The organism is Faecalicatena sp. Marseille-Q4148 (genome assembly GCA_018228665.1).
Lineage (GTDB): Bacteria > Bacillota > Clostridia > Lachnospirales > Lachnospiraceae > UBA9414.
In genome coordinates this window covers 118,754-136,176 of the sequence record CP073692.1, presented here as the reverse complement: position 1 = coordinate 136,176, position 17,423 = coordinate 118,754, and the positions used below count along the sequence as shown (strand labels likewise).

Annotated in this window: 17 protein-coding genes; 2 read left to right on the top strand and 15 right to left on the bottom strand. The window is 44.9% G+C overall.

The window, feature by feature from the left end; genetic code table 11:
* Positions 1 to 6 precede the first annotated feature (6 nt).
* Together KFE17_00700 and KFE17_00695 are read left to right on the top strand one after the other, a co-directional pair.
* On the top strand, positions 7 to 912 hold the full coding sequence (locus KFE17_00700) for an ABC transporter ATP-binding protein (protein QUO32317.1): 906 nt from the start codon (positions 7 to 9) through the stop codon (positions 910 to 912).
* Entirely contained in the window at positions 909 to 1,697 is a 789-nt protein-coding gene (locus KFE17_00695) for a sirohydrochlorin cobaltochelatase (protein ID QUO32316.1), read from the top strand. The genes KFE17_00700 and KFE17_00695 overlap by 4 nt, the downstream gene beginning before the upstream one ends.
* On the opposite strand, the gene KFE17_00690 is transcribed toward KFE17_00695, so the two are convergent.
* The 15 genes from KFE17_00690 to cobI all read right to left on the bottom strand — a co-directional run bounded on the left by KFE17_00690 (position 1,694) and on the right by cobI (position 17,396).
* The gene (locus KFE17_00690; protein ID QUO32315.1) at positions 1,694 to 2,347 is read right to left on the bottom strand and encodes a precorrin-8X methylmutase; all 654 of its coding nucleotides are present in this window, start codon (positions 2,345 to 2,347) and stop codon (positions 1,694 to 1,696) included. The two genes, KFE17_00695 and KFE17_00690, sit on opposite strands and share 4 nt — an antisense overlap.
* Complete coding sequence (locus KFE17_00685) at positions 2,307 to 3,887, bottom strand: cobyric acid synthase (protein ID QUO32314.1); 1,581 nt, start codon at positions 3,885 to 3,887, stop codon at positions 2,307 to 2,309. The genes KFE17_00690 and KFE17_00685 overlap by 41 nt, the downstream gene beginning before the upstream one ends.
* Positions 3,875 to 4,942: an aminotransferase class I/II-fold pyridoxal phosphate-dependent enzyme gene (locus KFE17_00680; protein ID QUO32313.1), complete on the bottom strand. Its 1,068-nt coding sequence runs from the start codon at positions 4,940 to 4,942 to the stop codon at positions 3,875 to 3,877. Before KFE17_00680 ends, KFE17_00685 begins: the two co-directional genes overlap by 13 nt.
* A 45-nt stretch (positions 4,943 to 4,987) precedes the next feature.
* Positions 4,988 to 5,956 carry a cobalamin biosynthesis protein CobD gene (gene cobD, locus KFE17_00675; protein QUO32312.1) on the bottom strand — a complete coding sequence of 323 codons (969 nt, stop codon included), beginning with the start codon at positions 5,954 to 5,956 and terminating at the stop codon, positions 4,988 to 4,990.
* Positions 5,910 to 6,521: a histidine phosphatase family protein gene (locus KFE17_00670; protein ID QUO32311.1), complete on the bottom strand. Its 612-nt coding sequence runs from the start codon at positions 6,519 to 6,521 to the stop codon at positions 5,910 to 5,912. The genes cobD and KFE17_00670 overlap by 47 nt, the downstream gene beginning before the upstream one ends.
* Before the next feature lie 14 nt (positions 6,522 to 6,535).
* Positions 6,536 to 7,333: an adenosylcobinamide-GDP ribazoletransferase gene (locus tag KFE17_00665; protein ID QUO32310.1), complete on the bottom strand. Its 798-nt coding sequence runs from the start codon at positions 7,331 to 7,333 to the stop codon at positions 6,536 to 6,538.
* 92 nt (positions 7,334 to 7,425) lie between these two features.
* Positions 7,426 to 8,922: a glycerol kinase GlpK gene (gene glpK, locus KFE17_00660; protein ID QUO32309.1), complete on the bottom strand. Its 1,497-nt coding sequence runs from the start codon at positions 8,920 to 8,922 to the stop codon at positions 7,426 to 7,428.
* A gap of 57 nt (positions 8,923 to 8,979) precedes the next feature.
* Entirely contained in the window at positions 8,980 to 9,516 is a 537-nt protein-coding gene (locus tag KFE17_00655; GenBank protein QUO32308.1) for a bifunctional adenosylcobinamide kinase/adenosylcobinamide-phosphate guanylyltransferase, read from the bottom strand.
* Positions 9,504 to 10,574, bottom strand: coding sequence for a nicotinate-nucleotide--dimethylbenzimidazole phosphoribosyltransferase (cobT, locus tag KFE17_00650; GenBank protein ID QUO32307.1), 1,071 nt, complete (start codon positions 10,572 to 10,574; stop codon positions 9,504 to 9,506). Before cobT ends, KFE17_00655 begins: the two co-directional genes overlap by 13 nt.
* Positions 10,575 to 11,957: a cobyrinate a,c-diamide synthase gene (locus KFE17_00645; GenBank protein ID QUO32306.1), complete on the bottom strand. Its 1,383-nt coding sequence runs from the start codon at positions 11,955 to 11,957 to the stop codon at positions 10,575 to 10,577.
* Between the two features lie 20 nt (positions 11,958 to 11,977).
* Positions 11,978 to 14,089 (bottom strand): precorrin-6A reductase, encoded by a 2,112-nt coding sequence (cobK, locus tag KFE17_00640; GenBank protein QUO32305.1) that lies wholly within the window; start codon positions 14,087 to 14,089, stop codon positions 11,978 to 11,980.
* The gene (gene cobJ / locus KFE17_00635) at positions 14,082 to 14,813 is read right to left on the bottom strand and encodes a precorrin-3B C(17)-methyltransferase (GenBank protein QUO32304.1); all 732 of its coding nucleotides are present in this window, start codon (positions 14,811 to 14,813) and stop codon (positions 14,082 to 14,084) included. Before cobJ ends, cobK begins: the two co-directional genes overlap by 8 nt.
* A complete protein-coding gene (locus KFE17_00630) occupies positions 14,806 to 15,942 on the bottom strand; it encodes a cobalamin biosynthesis protein (GenBank protein ID QUO32303.1) in 1,137 nt (378 codons plus the stop codon). Before KFE17_00630 ends, cobJ begins: the two co-directional genes overlap by 8 nt.
* A complete protein-coding gene (cobM, locus tag KFE17_00625) occupies positions 15,939 to 16,697 on the bottom strand; it encodes a precorrin-4 C(11)-methyltransferase (GenBank protein ID QUO32302.1) in 759 nt (252 codons plus the stop codon). Before cobM ends, KFE17_00630 begins: the two co-directional genes overlap by 4 nt.
* Positions 16,698 to 17,396 carry a precorrin-2 C(20)-methyltransferase gene (cobI, locus tag KFE17_00620; protein QUO32301.1) on the bottom strand — a complete coding sequence of 233 codons (699 nt, stop codon included), beginning with the start codon at positions 17,394 to 17,396 and terminating at the stop codon, positions 16,698 to 16,700. It lies immediately after the preceding gene.
* Between the last annotated feature and the right edge of the window lie 27 nt (positions 17,397 to 17,423).

Below are 17,423 nucleotides of genomic sequence, written 5' to 3'. Positions count from 1 at the left end.
CGATTTATGCTGTATAAGGTATCTGAAACTTCAGCGAAAAAAGAGCAGAAACAAAATGATTGCCTCATTCGGGCAGAGCATTTATTCTATTCGTATGACGATGGCAAAAGCTGCTCTCTCAATGATGTTTCATTGGAAATCCACTCCGGCCGGAAGATTGCCTTTCTCGGAGCCAATGGCGCCGGAAAATCTACGTTCTTTCTCTGTCTGAACGGAATTTTAAAACCAACAAAAGGGCAGCTGTTTTTCCACGGTGTGCCTTACTCCTATAAACAGAAAGATTTACTGAAGCTTCGTCAGAAAGTGGGGATCGTATTTCAAAACCCGGATGACCAGCTCTTTTCTGCCAGTGTTTGTCAGGAAATCTCCTTCGGACTATTTAATCTCGGATTAACTGCCGCAGAAGTACAAACACTTGTAAATCAAATCATTGATTATATGGGGCTTCGCTCCTGTTGTCACAAACCGGTTCATATATTAAGCGGAGGTCAGAAAAAGCAAGTATCCATCGCAGATATTCTTGTTATGAAACCGGAACTCATCATTCTTGATGAGCCTGTTTCTTCTCTTGATCCAAAACATACCGATCTTGTAAATGATTTGATTGACCAAATGACTCTGGACGGTATGACTGTACTACAATCCACTCATGATGTGGACTATGCGCTTCGCTGGGCAGATGAAGTCATCCTTTTTCACGAAGGATGTATCCTGGTACACACAGATCCTGTTACACTTTTCTGCAACGAAGCGCTGCTTACAAAAGCAAATTTGAAACAACCCGATTGTCTGAAATTGTTTTTCAGCCTTTGCCGCAAAAAAATCCTGTCAGATACGCTTCCGGTCCCGCGTACTTTACAGACATTGGAACATTATCTGGAACAAACGATAGAAAGGAATGAAACTGAATGAAAACAGAACAAAAGAAAGCATTACTCGTTGTCAGCTTTGGAACAAGTTACGCCGATACTCGAAAAAAGAATATTGAACATGTAGAATCCGTCCTCAAAAATGCATTTCCTGATCGCTGTTTCTATCATGCTTACACAAGCCAGATGATTCTTGATAAGCTTCGGAACAGAGATCATATTTTCATTCCCAATGTAAACGAAGCAATGGAACAAATGCATTCAGACGGTATTACGGATGTTCTTGTACAGCCGACTCATATTATGAACGGCATTGAAAATGATATGATGCGAGAAACCATTTTAAGCTTTTCTTCGCAGTTTCAGAAACTTCAGATTGGCGCTCCTCTCCTGAACACAACACAAGATCAGTTTGCAGTAATCCAGGCAATGATAAAAGAACTCCCTCAGCTATCGGAAACAGAAGCAATTGTTCTAATGGGGCACGGCACAACTCACTATGCCAACAGCATTTATGCCGCTCTTGATTATGCCTTTAAGCAGAGTGGATTTCCCCATATTCATGTAGGCACTGTGGAAGCATATCCTGGTCTTTGGGAAATCATTTCTGCTTTGAAAGCCAATCACACTTCCCACGTCTATCTTGCTCCCTTTATGCTTGTGGCAGGAGACCATGCCACCAATGATCTGGCCGGCGAAGAGGAAGATTCCTGGAAAAGTATTTTAGAAACAAATGGATTTACAACAGAATGTATTTTAAAAGGTCTCGGAGAATATGAAGGGATCTGTGAACTTTATACACAACATGCAAAAGCGGCCGGACATTAGTCCCGGCCGCCTGCCATATACAAAAGCGCGTTTACAATCGCAGCGGCAATATTACTGCCGCCCTTTCTTCCCTTTGCCACAATATACGGAACCGGCGCTTCCATAATTAATTCTTTCGCCGCCACCACATTAACAAATCCAACCGGTACTCCTATCACAAGCGCCGGAGTAATCTTTCCTTCCCGGATCAACTCATCGAGACGCACAAGCGCTGTCGGTGCATTTCCAACTGCGATCACAACTGCACGTCCGGAATTGTTTGCAAACTGTGTTGCCTTATCCATGCTTGCTACAGCTCTGGTAGTCTGATTTTCCTTTGCAAGCGCTGCCACATCTTCATCCGCCATAAAGCAGCTGACCGTACAATTCATTTTCTGCAATGCTCTTTTATTTACACCGGATTTTCCCATGTTCGTATCTGTTATAAAATCTACACCATCCTGAACAATCTTCTCAATAATCTGCTGTACTGCTCCTTCTGAGAACGCCAGATTGTCTGCATACTCAAAATCAGCGCTTGTATGAATGCATCTCTTAATAATCGGTTCTTCCCACGGAGAAAAAACACGTTCACCCAGCTCTTCGCTAATCATCTCAAAACTTCGTTTTTCAATTTCTTCCGGAAGTACCTGCTCCAATTGTTCCTTCATACGCTTCCCCCTGTTCCAACATTTCATAAATCGCTTTCATATCCAAATGCCGACGCATCTGTGCAGCAAGCTTTGTATACTGTTCTTCCTTATATTTCTTAAAATCCTGCACGCCCAATGTCTCTACGGCAATCCCTCTTGCTCTTGCCAGTTCTCCAAGAAGCGCTCCTGCCGTTTCTTCCCGGTCAAACACACCGTGGACATAGGTTCCCATAATCTGCTCTTTACAAACGCCCAGAAGTGTTCCCGTTTCCCGGTTTTTCCACCTTGACACCACTTCTTCTGTTTCATTTTCCAACAATACCGACTGTCCCATATGAATTTCATATCCTTCAAACGGTTTCCCGGATAATCCCTCATATGGACCGAATAACTTCGGAAAACAATCCAGCACTCTGGTACGTGATTTCTCTGCAGAAAATGCTGTACTGATCGGAAGCAGCTCCATTCCCCGCATGGTCTTTAAAGCTGTCTCATCTTCCTGCTCATGCTCCGCTGATTCACAGCCAATCTCATCAGTAATCTCCATACCGAGCATCTGAAATCCTCCACAGATTCCAAACAGAAATGTTCCTCTGGAAACCGCCTTTTTTACTGCGGTTTCTATCCCGGACTCCCGCATCCATTTCAAATCACGAATCGTATTTTTACTGCCCGGCAAAATAATCAATGCCGGATTCCCAAGTTCCTCCGCTCTTCCGATATAACGGACAGATACTCCATTCAGATGCTCCAGCGGAGCTAAATCCGTATAGTTGGAAATTCTTGGAAAACGGACCACTGCAATATCAATCTCTTTCGCTCCCCGGTGTCCTTCCAGGCGCTCCGAGAGGCTGTCTTCTTCCTCAATGTCTACATCCATATAAGGAATTGTCCCAATCACTCGCTTATGCGTCTTTTCTTCCAGCATCTCAATGCCCGGATCAAGAATGGATTTGTCTCCGCGAAACTTATTAATAATCAGTCCTTTGATCAGCTGCCTCTCTTCTTCTTCCAAAAGCTCTACCGTTCCGTAAAGCTGGGCAAACACCCCGCCCCGGTCAATATCTCCAGCCAAAATTACCGGTGCATGGAGAAGCTTTGCCAGCCCCATATTAACAATATCATTTTCTTTTAAGTTAATTTCTGCCGGACTTCCGGCTCCTTCAACTACAATAATATCATACATTTTGTCAAGCATTTCAAATGCACGCAGCACTTCCGGTATGAGTTCTTTCTTATAAGCAAAGTAATCTCTTGCTTTCATATTTCCGATTACTTCTCCGTTGACGATAACTTGAGAACCCACATCATTTGTCGGCTTCAACAGAATCGGATTCATATACACGCTCGGTTCAATCCCTGCTGCCTCTGCCTGTACCGCCTGCGCCCGGCCCATTTCCAGGCCATCCGATGTCACATAGGAATTCAGCGCCATATTCTGCGATTTGAACGGCGCTGCCCGATATCCATCTTCCCGGAAGATTCTAAGAAGTCCGGCTGTCAGAAGACTTTTTCCCGCTCCCGACATCGTCCCCTGAATCATAATTACTCTCGCCATGTTTTCTTTGTCCCCTCTGTTACCATATAGGCATGAAGCACTTTCAACAGCTGCGTGTTAAATTTTCGTTTTTTTAGGCCAATCCGGTAATAGCCTTCTCTCATTCCGCGGAAGCTTCCTGCATCCCGAATCAGAATCCCCTTCTCCATACAGACTTCCTGAAGCCCTTGCGGTCCGCGAAACAAAATGAAATTGGTCTTAGATGGAATCACTTCAAATCCAATCTTCTCCAGCTGATCTTCCATCCATTCTCTTTCATTATAGATAAACGTTTTTGTTTCTTTTAAATACTCAATTTCTTTCATAGCCGCCACACCGGCATACTGTGCCGGAACGGATACGTTCCACGGCGGCATGGCAAGACGGATTTTCTCCATCAGGTCTGTATCTTCTGACACTGCATAACCGAGACGAAGTCCCGGCATGGCAAATGTTTTTGTAAATGCCCTTAAAATCACAAGATGCCGGAAACCTTTATGATTCCACATATAAGAATGATCCGCTTCTTTTTTCACAAAACTCATAAAGCATTCGTCAATCATAAAGGTAATGGACTTTCTTTCGCAAAGCTCGATCATTTCCCGCAGCAGTCCGCGCTTCACAAGTTTCCCCGTTGGATTGTTTGGATTGCACAAAAACAGCATATCAAATTCATTCTCTTCCAGATAGTCAAGAATTTCCCGCTTCAGTTCAAATCCTTCTTCTTCTTTCGTCATAAAATATTCATACTTGCACCCTTCAGTTTCAAGGGCACGCTCATATTCAATAAACGTTGGTCCAATGATCAATGCCCTTCGAGGTCGTTTCACATGTACAAGCGTATAGATCAGTTCCGTTGCCCCATTCCCAAGTGCCACTTCACTTCCTGTTATTCCAAAATATTCTCTGATGGACTTTCGCAAAGCAGTATAATGAATATCTGGATAATGCTCCGCCATTTCTACCCCTCGGAACGCCTCTTTGCGGACTTTCTCCGGCAATCCAAAGGGATTTACACTAATCGAAAAGTCCAGATTTACCGATTTATCATAAATGTTTCCGCCATGTAATTCCATTCTAATCTCCTTTCTATCTCACTGTTTTTCTTATTTCGTCACTTTCTATCCCATCAGCAGCAAATATTTTATTCCTGTCATCAAAATCATTCCGAGAAAGGACGTCATATATAACAACTGATCTGCTCTTACAATATCTTCCAGTTCCACCGGTCGAAGTGCGTCCCCGATTGTTGGTTTCTCTACAAGTTTTCCAAAATACCAGGCGTTTCCTGCCAACTGTACCCGAAGCGCACCTGCCATGACTGCTTCCGTCTGTGCCGCATTAGGGCTTTTATGATTTCTCCTGTCGCGCCAATACACTTTCACAGCCTGTTTTCCATCATATCGGCAAATGACTGAGGCAAGCAGCATCAGTCCTGCACTGAGTCTGGCCGGAAGATAATTTACCAGATCATCCAGTCTGGCTGCACAAGTTCCGAAATTCCGATAAGTATCGTTCTTATATCCAATCATAGAATCCATTGTATTTACTGCTTTATAAAAAAATCCGAGAACGCCTCCTCCAATAGCCATATAAAACATTGGTGCAATAATCCCGTCAGAAGTATTTTCTGCCACAGTCTCCACTGCTGCTTTCACAACGCCTTCTTCTGTAAGAGCTGCCGTATCTCTTCCGACAATCATAGAAACGGCTTCCCGTCCTGCCTGAAGTCCATTCTGCTTCAGCGCCCGATAAACGTTCATACTCTCATCTTTCAGTGATTTTGTCGCTAAAAGCTGATAACAAAACAAGGATTCCACTAAAATTTCAAAGGCAGGATGAATCCGTCCCGCTCCGTACAACAATAGGGCCGGAACTCCAACAGAAACTGTCAAAACAATGCACACCAAAATTCCTCCAGCTATTCGTTCACTTTTTTCATTCTTTGGAAATATTTTTCTTAATATTTTTTCTGTTTTCGTAATAATATATCCGATTCCCTGTACCGGATGCCACCAGTTATGCGGATCTCCCAGAATCAGATCAAGAATATATCCGATGATCAGGGCAATCCATGACTGCTTCATCATATTTTCCTTCCTGCCATTTCTTTTCGTCTATCCGGAGCCGGAATCCGTCTCCATTTCCCACACTCCATTTATAGTAGTTATCCTGTTCTTTCATCAACACATTCATCAGCGCCAGAATGGTTCCTCCATGTACCGTACATGCCGCCTTTTTATAACCCTGTTTTACACAATCTGCGATTACCCGGGAGAGCCCTTTTACAGAGCGTTCTGCAAATTCGGAAATGCTTTCTCCTCCCGGAAATCCATTCCTTCCATTTTCATTTAAAAAGAGTTCATATTCCGGATTACCGGACAACTCCCCATGATTCTTTCCTTCCAGAATTCCAAAATCACATTCTGCCAGTTCTTCAATCACAACGGGCTGCTCCTCCCCATATGCCATACAGGCTGTCTGTCTGCATCGTATCATGGGACTCGTATATACTGCCTCTACTTCTTCATAGGTGCGCTCTTCCAGCATTTCCAAGCCTTCCTGACAGACCGGTTCATCTGTTCTCTTTCCTGAAAAGCGTTTTTCCTGATTGCCTTTCGTCTTTCCATGACGAACTAATATGATTTCTATCATATTTCTCTCTCCTTTTATACTCTAAGCAAGATAAGAACAGTAATCATCAACAGGCTGCTCATCTCTGCCATACATACATAATATCCTGCCAGATCTCCCGTAGTTCCGCCGAACTCTTTTATCGCCATCCGGTAATAATATAAAAACATTCCGCTGCAGCTGATCATAACGCCGATCCCGTAAATTTGACAAACGCCAACACAAAATCCGGCTCCTGCCAAAAGCACCAAAATCATCGTCCATTTTACAATTTGCTTCTGAGCTGCCGTAGAAAATAAATGCAAAAGACCACTGTCCTTCGCTTTTGGAAAGGTTACAACTGCCAGTCCGCTAAAGGCTCTTGCCAGGATGAATCCGCTCCCCGCTGCCATGACCGCTTTTGATAACGCTTCCGAACTTCGCGCTGTCCGCATGGAAAGCAGTCCTTCCCAACAGCCATAGACAAGAATTGCCCCAATTACACATGCAGTTACTGCAAATGCTCCCACGTGACTGTCTTTTAGGATTTCCAGTTTTTTCTCACGATCTCCGTAAGAGCCTCTCGCATCGGACGTATCAAGATATCCGTCCAAATGGATTCCTCCGATCAAAAAGTACGGGAGCACAGTAAACACTGCCGCTCCAAACCCTGATGGAATCTCCAGTAAACAGCATAATTTCCACCAGCCGAACACTGCCGCAGCAGGCAGTATTCCGACCAGTGGAAAAAAACACATACTATATTTCATATTTTCCTCATTCCATTTGACATGGGGTACATAAATCCTGGAATACATGCCAAACGCAATGCATAAACTTCTTAATAATCTCATGCAATCACCCTAGTGATTATAGCACTTCCCTCAAGCCTTTGGCAACCTCTTTCTCCTCTCAAACACGCTGCTTTCTTCTTGTTTTTCAATCATTATGATTCTCGTGCCCATCCAAACGAACAACGCACTGCCTTCTTCCAGCCACCTAAACATTTTTTCCGTTTTTCTTCTTCCATCTGCGGAGAAAAGATTTTAGAAATGCTCCAGTTTTTCTTCACTTCCTCCTGATCTTCCCAGTACCCTGCTGCAAGTCCTGCCAAATATGCCGCTCCCATTGCGGTCGTTTCCACACATTTCGGACGCTTCACAGGCGCTCCAAGCATATCCGCCTGAAACTGCATAAGAAAATCATTGGCGCAGGCACCGCCATCCACCTGAAGGGCAGAAAGTGCAATACCGGAATCTTCTTCCATTGCCCGCAATACATCGTGTGTCTGATAAGCAAGCGACTCCAATGTGGCACGCACTACATGATTTTTATTCACGCCTCTCGTCAATCCTACCAAAACACCTCTTGCATACTGATCCCAGTAAGGCGCACCAAGACCTGTAAAAGCCGGCACAAGATAACACCCATTCGTGTCATCCACTCTCGCCGCAATTTCTTCTGATTCTGCCGCCGATTCCACAAGATGCATCTCGTCTCTAAGCCACTGCACTGCAGCTCCCGCCACAAACACAGAACCTTCCAGCGCATATGTTACCTTTCCGTCAATGCCCCATGCAATCGTTGTTACAAGACCATTTCTTGAAAACACCGGCGTTTCTCCGGTATTCATAAGAAGAAATGCCCCTGTACCGTATGTATTTTTCGCTTCTCCCGGCGTGAAACAAGTCTGCCCAAACAATGCCGCCTGCTGATCTCCGGCTGCCCCTCCGATCGGAATCTCGCCTCCAAAAAATGACCGGTCTGTTCTTCCATAAATCTGACTGGACGGAACCGGTTTTGGAAGCATTGACGCCGGAATCTGAAGCTTTTCAAGAATTTCCTCATCCCATTCCAATGTCTGTATATTAAACAGCATCGTTCGGGAGGCATTGCTATAATCTGTCACATGAACTCTGCCCTTCGTAAGACGCCAGATCAGCCACGTCTCTACCGTTCCAAATAACAGCTCTCCTCGCTCTGCACGCTCCCTCGCTCCTGGCACATGGTCTAAAATCCATTTCAGTTTCGTACCTGAAAAATAGGCGTCAATAATCAGACCTGTTTTTTCCCGAAACCATTCTTCCAGTCCTTCTTCTTTTAGCATATCACAATACTCTGAAGTTCTTCTGCACTGCCACACAATCGCATGATATACCGGCTCTCCCGTATTTTTATCCCAAACAATCGTTGTTTCTCTCTGATTTGTAATTCCGATTGCCGCAATCTGTTCTGCCGATACGCCAATCTTCTGCATCGCTTCTACTGCAACTCCAAGCTGCGTAGACCAGATTTCATTTGCATCATGCTCTACCCAGCCCGGTTTTGGAAAATACTGCGTAAATTCTTTTTGTGCTACACTGCACATTTCACCTTTTTGATTAAATAAAATACATCGGTTGCTTGTCGTTCCCGCATCCAATGCCATAATATACGTTTCCATTTTACACAACCCTCCGCTTTCCAATATTTTTTCCATATTTCGGGTACTGCTGCTTATCTATTTGATCTTTACCGGAATTCCGTACACAACTTCGATTACCGTATCTGCTTCCTTTGCCAGATGCTGATTCACGATTCCAAATATCTTGCGATATCTTTTTGTTTCTTCAAACATCGTTGGCTCCGAAAACAGCTCGTTGGTAACGATTACCATATGTTCTGTCTGATCTCTGAGATGTTTAGTGCCTCGAAGAATATATTCTGCAAGCTCTTCCTCCGACGCATCCTTTTTTTCCGCATGTTCATCATACATTTCATTGGCGATCAGATTGGACATACACTCCAGAAGAAGACCTTTTGCTGTCTTTTCACATGACGGCAGAAGTAATTTATGCAGAGCCATTCCCTGTTCTATTGTCACAAATTGTTTTCCTGCTCTCATCTGTCGATGCCGCTGGATCCGCTCCTTCATTTCTTCATCCAGAAACTGCATCGTTGCCAGATAAATCTTTTCTCCCGGACAAAGTTCCTGCAGAAATGCTTCCGCAAATCTGGATTTGCCGCTTCCGCTTCCTCCTGTAATTACTGCAAACATTCCGATCTGCCTCCCAGTTCTTCGTACGCCTCTATCTCCACCTCTGCAAAAGTTTCCATTCCTTCATATACAGACATTGCCAGATCAAGAAGCGGTATGAGCGATACAGCTCCCGTTCCCTCTCCAAGACTCATTTGACAATCCAGAAACGGATGTTGGCCCAGCTCTTCCAGAATTCCTTTCATTCCCGGTTCTTTTGACTGATGGGAGGAGAGCATATACCCTTTTACTTCCGGACAGAGTCTCGCCGCCACAAGCGCCGCTGCCGCAGAAATGTATCCATCAATGATGACCGGAAGCTTCATAGCCGCTCCCCCAAGAAACACTCCTGTCATTCCCGCAATATCCAGTCCGCCAACCTTTGCAAGCACATCCATCGGATCTTTGGCATTTGGAGCATTTCTTTCAATTGCTGTTTTGATTGCGCGGTATTTACGTTTCAGTCCTTCATCAGAAAGTCCTGCTCCCCGCCCGGTTACCGTCTCCGGCTCCTTCCCAAGAAGAACTGCTGTCACTGCACTGCTTGTAGTTGTATTGCCAATTCCCATTTCTCCCGTCAACAGAATCTCATAGCCTCTTTCTGCACATTCTTCTGCCAGGCGGATTCCGGTTTCGATCGCGCGCACAGTCTCTTCCCGCGTCATAGCCGAACCTTTTACCATATTTTTTGTTCCCCGCGTAATCTTCTCCTGACGAATTACCGTATCTTCTTTCACACCGATATCTACCGGAATGACATCCACTCCCGCTGTTTTCGCCATCAGGCAGACACTTGTCATCCCTCTTGCAAAATTATTCGCTACAATTGTCGTCACACTGCTGTCAGTCTGTGTCACGCCTTCTTCCACAACACCATTATCCGCACACATGACAATCAAAGCGCGCTTATGAATTGAAAACTTCTCCGTCCGTCGGACAGCACCGATCTGTACAAGCATATCTTCCAGACGCCCAAGACCATGAAGCGGTTTGGCAAGCGCATTTAGATGTTCCTGAACCCGTTTTCCAGCCTCAGCATCCACAGGAAAAATCCGCTCCAGACATTCTTCCAATCTCATTTATTTCCCCTTCACTTTCTTTTTGTATTTTTTACATTGCTTCATAAACTTTTTTGTTGCGTCAATATTAGAGTAAAAATATAAATGTGGAAATCCTGCGTAAAATGCCGGGCCGCCATAACCACATTCCCACTCGCGCTCACTTTTTGGTTTTTTTGCAAGAAAAGCCGTTCCATTTTCAGAGCTGTCCATATAGTGAAACTCATGTCCTTTCATCTTCATCCCTTTTCCACCAAACAGCTCCTGGTCATTTGCCGAAAGCTCCACATAACCAAATCGTCCCAGTTTCCCTGTATAGTGACTCTCACCCGGAAGATATCCTACCATAGAATAGGATTCTCCATCCGGTGTCTCCAGCATTTCCTGGAGGTACAGAAATCCTCCACACTCCGCAATACACGGCAGTCCTTCTTCCAACGCATCATAGATAGATGCTTTCATATAAATATTTTCACTGAGTTCCTTCGCATACAGCTCCGGATAGCCGCCTCCAAGCAGGAGTCCCTGAATATTATCCGGCAGCCGCTCTCCCCGCATTGGAGAAAAATACACCAGTTCTGCACCAAGCAGCTCTAATAATTTCAGATTGTCCTTATAATAGAAAGAAAACGCCTCGTCTTTTGCAACTGCAATTCGGATCTTTGCCAACGAAAAGAGTACATAATGCATGCTGCTCTTACACTCCAGCACAGGAGCCTTTTCTGCAATCTCAAGAATAGCATCGATATCCAGCGTTTCCTCACACTGCATACTGATTCGTTCAATCTTCTCTTCTATCTCGCTCAATTCATCCGGCTCTATCAACCCAAGATGCCTGCTCTCAAAGACGGCATCTTCCATCATTGGCAAATAACCGCATACGCGAATTGGCAATTCTTTCTCTACAAGCGCTTTCAGCCTCGGATACATCGCAGGCGAAATGCGGTTAAAAATAACACCCTTTACATAACTTGGTTTCCGATAAGTCATAAATCCTCTCAGAAGCGCACAGAGCGATACGCTGCTTCCCCGTCCATCTACAACAAGGATGACCGGAGTTTTTGTTACTCTGGCTAAATCATAGGAACTTGCTTCTGTGCTGGTTCCTGCAATTCCGTCGTAATATCCCATTACGCCCTCAATCACAGCCAGATCCGATGCTTTTGCCTCATCTGCCAGCAACTGTTTCGTCAGATCTTCTCCGGTAAAATAAGTATCAAGATTTTTGGACGGCATCTGTAATACTTTTTCGTGAAACATGGGATCAATATAATCTGGGCCGCATTTGAATGCACTGACCCGATAGTTTTTCTTCAAATTATTTAAAAGGCCGCAGGTTACAAGCGTCTTTCCGCTTCCGCTTGACGGCGCCGCAATCATAATGCGCGGTATCTCATAGCGCATATGTCTTCCTCCTTTGTTCTTTAGCAGTCTTTCTGTTCTTCTTCAATCATTTTTCTCTGCAGTGTTATCACAAATACCGGGTTCATTCCCATCATCAAATGATAACTGCCCGCCTTTTTTGTCCTTGCAGATTGAATCTGCACAAATTCTGCCGCAATCTCCGGATGTGCTTTTCCATAAACAGACACATCAGCCAGTGTCTCCACGGTAATTGCATTCACAACAATCCGGGCAAACGGATTCTTTCTCCACACATAATCCAGAATTGCTCCCAGATTTCCTCCTGTACCGCCTATAAATACATGGGATGGCACAGGAAGGTCTTGAAGTGCCTCCGGCGCACTGCCTTCCACGATCTTTAAATTGGATACTGCAAACTTTCTTCGATTCTCCTCAATCAATCTGCATCCTTCCGGATTTCGTTCAATGGCATACACCATTCCTTCTTCCGCAAGAAGCGCTGCTTCGATTGCAACAGATCCGGTGCCTGCTCCAACATCATAGACGATCGCTTCCTTTGTAAGCGCAAGACTGGACAGTGACACGCTCCTGATTTCTTGTTTTGTCATCGGAACTTTCCCCCGCACAAACATATCATCCGGAAATCCATAACCTCTCCTGAACTTTTTCCTGATCAGATCCGGCAGTTCCAAATACAGCACTGCCAACGATATTTCATCCAATTTTGGCGGATACTTCGCAGTTCCTTCTACAATCATTTCATCTTCATAGGAGAGACGATTTCCAATAATGACTCTTGTATCTCCCCACTCAAAGAAACACAATTCTTTACAAATATCATTAATACTTTCTTTTCCCTCTGTTAAAAGGAATACTTTTCCGGAGTGCTTCAATTGCGCCGCCACATTACAGCTGCGTCCATGTACACTCCCCACCTTTGCTTCTCCCAGATCAACTCCAAGCCTGGCGGCTAAATAAACAATCGAGGAAATTCCCGGAATCACACGAACTTCCCAGCCATCTTTCTGTTCAAAAAACTGTCTAATCCGCTTTGCACCGCTATAAAAGCTTACATCTCCGGATAAAAGTACTGCTGTCTGTACCGGTGTTGTTATTTCTGCTACATGGTTCCATATCTGCTCCGGCGTATATGCTTCTACTTTTTGTGATACACATTCCTTCGCAAGCTCCAGCATTCTGCGGGCGCCAAAAATCATTTCTGATGCTTTCAACGCATTTTGTCCGGCTTCCGTCATATATTGTTCGGCTCCCGGTCCAATCCCGATCAGTGTTATAGTGTTTCTATCCTGTTTCTCTCTGCCGTTCAAAGATGCCGCCTGTGAAATCGGTTGCAAATGCAGCTGCTCTGAGATCCATCGACAGGCATCCTCCCACAACATCCCTTCTGTCTCCGCCGGACGTCCGATTACGATTAATTCTGCTCCGGCTTTTTGGCAGGCACTGACTTTTTCCGGATACCCACCCGTCTTTCCGGATTCTTTTGTCACGAAATAGGATGCCTTTGTCTGCCGAAGCATAGCCAGATTCAATTCTTCTGAAAAAGGTCCCTGCATCGCTATCAGATGCTCTCCCTGAAATCCCAGTTCGAAAGCTTCCTTTACCGCCTGATGCGTCGAGAGGATTCTGGCGTAACATCTTTTTTCATAATTGGGAATCGAAGTATAACGTGCCAATTCTTTACTTCCTGTGGCAATGAAAATATTTCCCTCTGTTTTTCCAAGATACTCTGCTGCCTCCTGGACAGACGCTGCAAAACGTATCGGAACGGAGTTCTCTTGTTTCGGCTCTGTTACAGATTCTCTCAGCACACGCAAATAGGCTGTGTTGGAAGCTGCACAGGCTCTTTTTATATTCGCTGTCACTTCTGTCGCGTATGGATGTGTTGCATCGATTACCCAATCCGGAGCTTGCTTTTGCAGGAATTCTTTCATTTTCTCTTCACTCATTCTCCCGGAGTAAACTTTAATTCGTTGATTTTTATTGTTATTCGCAATTTTTTCGTCATGATTATGTTCTTCTACCAGTTCTTCCACTAATTCTTTTCCATAATCAGTTGCTGTACAGACAAGAAGCTCTACTTCTTTTTCTTCCATCCACCTGACAATCCGACGTCCTTCTGTTGTCCCTGCAAATAGTACGATTCTACTCATTGCGATATCCTCTTGGGGTAACCATATGTCCATTGATCTGCTTTGTCTGACTATTTCCAATAAAAACGGTCGTAAACATATCTGTCTGTATTTCTTTCAATTCCTGAAGACTGCAGATCTGATAGGATTCTCCTTCTCTGCCAATATTTCTCACAATCCCGCAGACCGTCTCTTTCGCTTTACAGGTTAACAGGATTTCACACGCCTTCTTCAGATAATCACTGCGCTTTCTGCTGGATGGATTATAGAGACAGATTCCCAAATCTGCCTTTCCTGCATGCAGAATCCTTTTTTCAATCAATTCCCACGGCGTCATCAGATCACTCAGGCTGATCAAGGCGAAATCATGGATCAAAGGTGCTCCAAGAACAGCGGCACCGGAAAGAGCTGCTGTCACTCCGGGAATCACCTCCACCACAACAGACGGGTGTTCTTCCTGCATGCCTAAGATTAACCCTGCCATTCCGTATACCCCTGCATCTCCGCTGCAGATCATTGCCGTTGTATGTCCGGCTTCCGCCTCAGAAAATGCCATTTCACAGCGCTCAATCTCCTGTTTCATCGGTGTGGTCAGAAATTTTTTATCTGCAAAATGCTGACGTACCAGATCCACATAAACCGTATAACCGATGATCACGTCACACTGTTCTAATACCTTTGCCGCCCGGATCGTCATATCTTCATAAGCGCCCGGACCAATCCCTACTACATATAATTTATTCAAACCGAATACTCCCTTTCTTTCTCGCAGCTGCGAAAGTGATTCCGCAATACTTTTGTTTCTTAATTTCTGCCGTTCTTACCTGCGCTCCGAGAATGGCTGCCCGCTCACAGACATTTCCCACTCCCGCAATGTTCTGAACAAACTCAGATTCTTTGCTGACTTCTGTGACCTGACTAAGTTCTTCTGCTGAAAACGTCAAAAAAGGTACTTGCCAGAGCGCCGCTAATTCCAGAATTCCCTGCTCCTTTGCTTTCAAATCAATGCTGGCGATCATCCCAATCTCCGCAATGGAAAAGATACCAGACTGTTCTGCAGTTTTAGCTGCAGCAAGAAGTGCTTCTGCTGTCATTCCTTTGCGGCAGCCAATTCCAAGCACAAGATCCCTCGGCAAAAGCTGCAATACACTGCAGGAATCCCATGATTTTTTCTTCCGCTCTGCACTGATTTCAATTCCATAAGAAAATGCTTTTAGTTCTTCCCGGTCTTCCACCCGGACAAGCCCCTTTGGAAGCTTCCCTTCGATCGGTTTCTCCGAATAAAATCCAATCTTACCGCCGTGAAGCAGTTCCGCAGTCACTTCTTTTGCAAGTGACAAATCCATTATTTTCAAACCATTTTTCTTAGCAAAGAGGTCCACCGCGAATTGCTGTTCCACATCTGTCGCTGTTGTAATGACCGGAATCGCACCGACAGCCTCTGCCAGAAATGCCGCAAGCTCATTGGCACCACCCAGATGCCCGGACACAAGTGAAATAGAATACGTTCCGCACTCATCCAGCACAACCACTGCCGGATCGGTTCGCTTATCTTTCAGAAACGGTGCGATCATCCGCACCGCAATCCCCGTTGCAGAAACAAAAATCATTCTTTCATAATCATTCCAATTCTTTGCAAGCCATTTTGACAACGGTTCTTTGCAAATAACCATTCCACTCTCTGCGTCTTTCTGCTGAAGCATGGAGCCTTCCAAAACCCGTTCTGCCAGTTTTTCTGTGATCCAAAGTTCGATTGCACCTTCTGACCGCTCCTGCTCTCTTTGTTTCAAAAGCTTGTCCTTTATCTTCCCTGCCAGTTCACAGCCCTTTGCGGTAAACGCAAAAATAACTGTTCCCCTCTGCACATATCTCATCTGGACGCCTCCCGGAATTCTGTGGTGAAGGTAGGATCATACAGTTTTGATCTCTCATAAGTCTGACATCCAATGACATTGCCGACAAGAATCAACGCGGTCTTCGTAATTCCTTCCCGTTTTGCAGTCTCTGCTAATGTTCCCACTGTACAGATAAATTTCTTTTCTTCCGGCCATGTTGCTTTATATACGATAGCTGCCGGCGTCTCTGCTTCATACCCACCGGCAATCAGTTCTTCTGACAACTGTTTCAGCATTCCTGTACTTAGAAAAATGACCATCGTAGCCTGATGCGCCGCAAATGCCCTAATACTTTCCCGCTCCGGCACCGGTGTACGCCCTGCCATCCTTGTAATCACTACACTCTGAGAAATCTCAGGCAATGTATATTCCAGATCAAGCGCTGATGCCGCCCCGCAAAAAGAGCTGACTCCCGGACAGGATTCATAGGCAATCCCCTGCTCTGTCAGAATATCCATCTGTTCTCTGATCGCACCATAAAGACAAGGATCTCCTGTATGAAGCCGCACGGTCATCTGTCCCGCCTTTTCTGCTCTGACCATGACTGCAATGACTTCTTCCAATGTCATTTTGGCGCTGTTGTAAATAGCGCAAGACTCTTTTCTCTCTTTTAGAAGCTCAGGATTTACAAGCGAACCTGCATAGATAATCACATCTGCCTGCTGAAGCAAACGCTGTCCACGTACGGTAATCAAATCTTCTGCACCACTTCCGGCTCCAACAAAATAAATCATCTACATGCCCTCCTTTTCCTTTGCAATAACAAGAGAATAATATCCTGCTTCATCCGGAAATTGTTCAACCGAGTTATAAATCTGTTCTCCCGGCATCCCGCACCGTTCAATCATCTTCCCGTCAAGATCCGCTTTCTGCATAGCTGCTTTTACTTTTCCAAGCGCTTTTCCGCTTTTCATAAACACTTTCGTTCCCGGCAGATCCATTCCTTCCTCAACCTGATACGTTGCCGGAATTACATGAAGCATCTGTGCTCCCTCTACAAGTCCTTCATTTAACTTTGCTGACACTGCTAAAAATGAAGGAATTCCACTGACGATTTCTGTCCGATACCCCTGTTTTGACAATTGTTTGTGAACATAAATATAAGTAGAATAAATACATGGATCTCCTAATGTCAAAAAAACGCAGTTACAGCCTGCTTCCAAATATCCGGCTGTCGTTGCCACTGCCTCTTCATGGCTTTTGCGAAGCAGTTCCTGATCCTTTGTCATCGGCATATGGATTCCTACTAATTTCTTCCCGCAGATTTCCGGTACTGCCTGCACTGCAATCTGATAAGCGACCGTTTCTTCCGGCACTTTCCCCGGCACAAATACAATGTCGCACTCGCGGATCAGCCGTACCGCCTTTAACGTCATCAGTTCCGGATCTCCCGGACCAACTCCTACCCCAAATAGTTTTCCTGTCTGATTCATTCTCGTCCTCGATTCTTTCTATTGCTT

Coding starts and splice junctions, on each gene's coding strand:
- KFE17_00700 (QUO32317.1), top strand. CDS start 7: ATGCTGTATAAGGTATCTGAAACTTCAGCGAAAAAAGAGCAGAAACAA.
- KFE17_00695 (QUO32316.1), top strand. CDS start 909: ATGAAAACAGAACAAAAGAAAGCATTACTCGTTGTCAGCTTTGGAACA.
- KFE17_00690 (QUO32315.1), bottom strand. CDS start 2,347: ATGAAGGAACAATTGGAGCAGGTACTTCCGGAAGAAATTGAAAAACGA.
- KFE17_00685 (QUO32314.1), bottom strand. CDS start 3,887: ATGGCGAGAGTAATTATGATTCAGGGGACGATGTCGGGAGCGGGAAAA.
- KFE17_00680 (QUO32313.1), bottom strand. CDS start 4,942: ATGGAATTACATGGCGGAAACATTTATGATAAATCGGTAAATCTGGAC.
- cobD (QUO32312.1), bottom strand. CDS start 5,956: ATGATGAAGCAGTCATGGATTGCCCTGATCATCGGATATATTCTTGAT.
- KFE17_00670 (QUO32311.1), bottom strand. CDS start 6,521: ATGATAGAAATCATATTAGTTCGTCATGGAAAGACGAAAGGCAATCAG.
- KFE17_00665 (QUO32310.1), bottom strand. CDS start 7,333: ATGAGATTATTAAGAAGTTTATGCATTGCGTTTGGCATGTATTCCAGG.
- glpK (QUO32309.1), bottom strand. CDS start 8,922: ATGGAAACGTATATTATGGCATTGGATGCGGGAACGACAAGCAACCGA.
- KFE17_00655 (QUO32308.1), bottom strand. CDS start 9,516: ATGTTTGCAGTAATTACAGGAGGAAGCGGAAGCGGCAAATCCAGATTT.
- cobT (QUO32307.1), bottom strand. CDS start 10,574: ATGAGATTGGAAGAATGTCTGGAGCGGATTTTTCCTGTGGATGCTGAG.
- KFE17_00645 (QUO32306.1), bottom strand. CDS start 11,957: ATGCGCTATGAGATACCGCGCATTATGATTGCGGCGCCGTCAAGCGGA.
- cobK (QUO32305.1), bottom strand. CDS start 14,089: ATGAGTAGAATCGTACTATTTGCAGGGACAACAGAAGGACGTCGGATT.
- KFE17_00630 (QUO32303.1), bottom strand. CDS start 15,942: ATGAGATATGTGCAGAGGGGAACAGTTATTTTTGCGTTTACCGCAAAG.
- cobM (QUO32302.1), bottom strand. CDS start 16,697: ATGATTTATTTTGTTGGAGCCGGAAGTGGTGCAGAAGATTTGATTACC.
- cobI (QUO32301.1), bottom strand. CDS start 17,396: ATGAATCAGACAGGAAAACTATTTGGGGTAGGAGTTGGTCCGGGAGAT.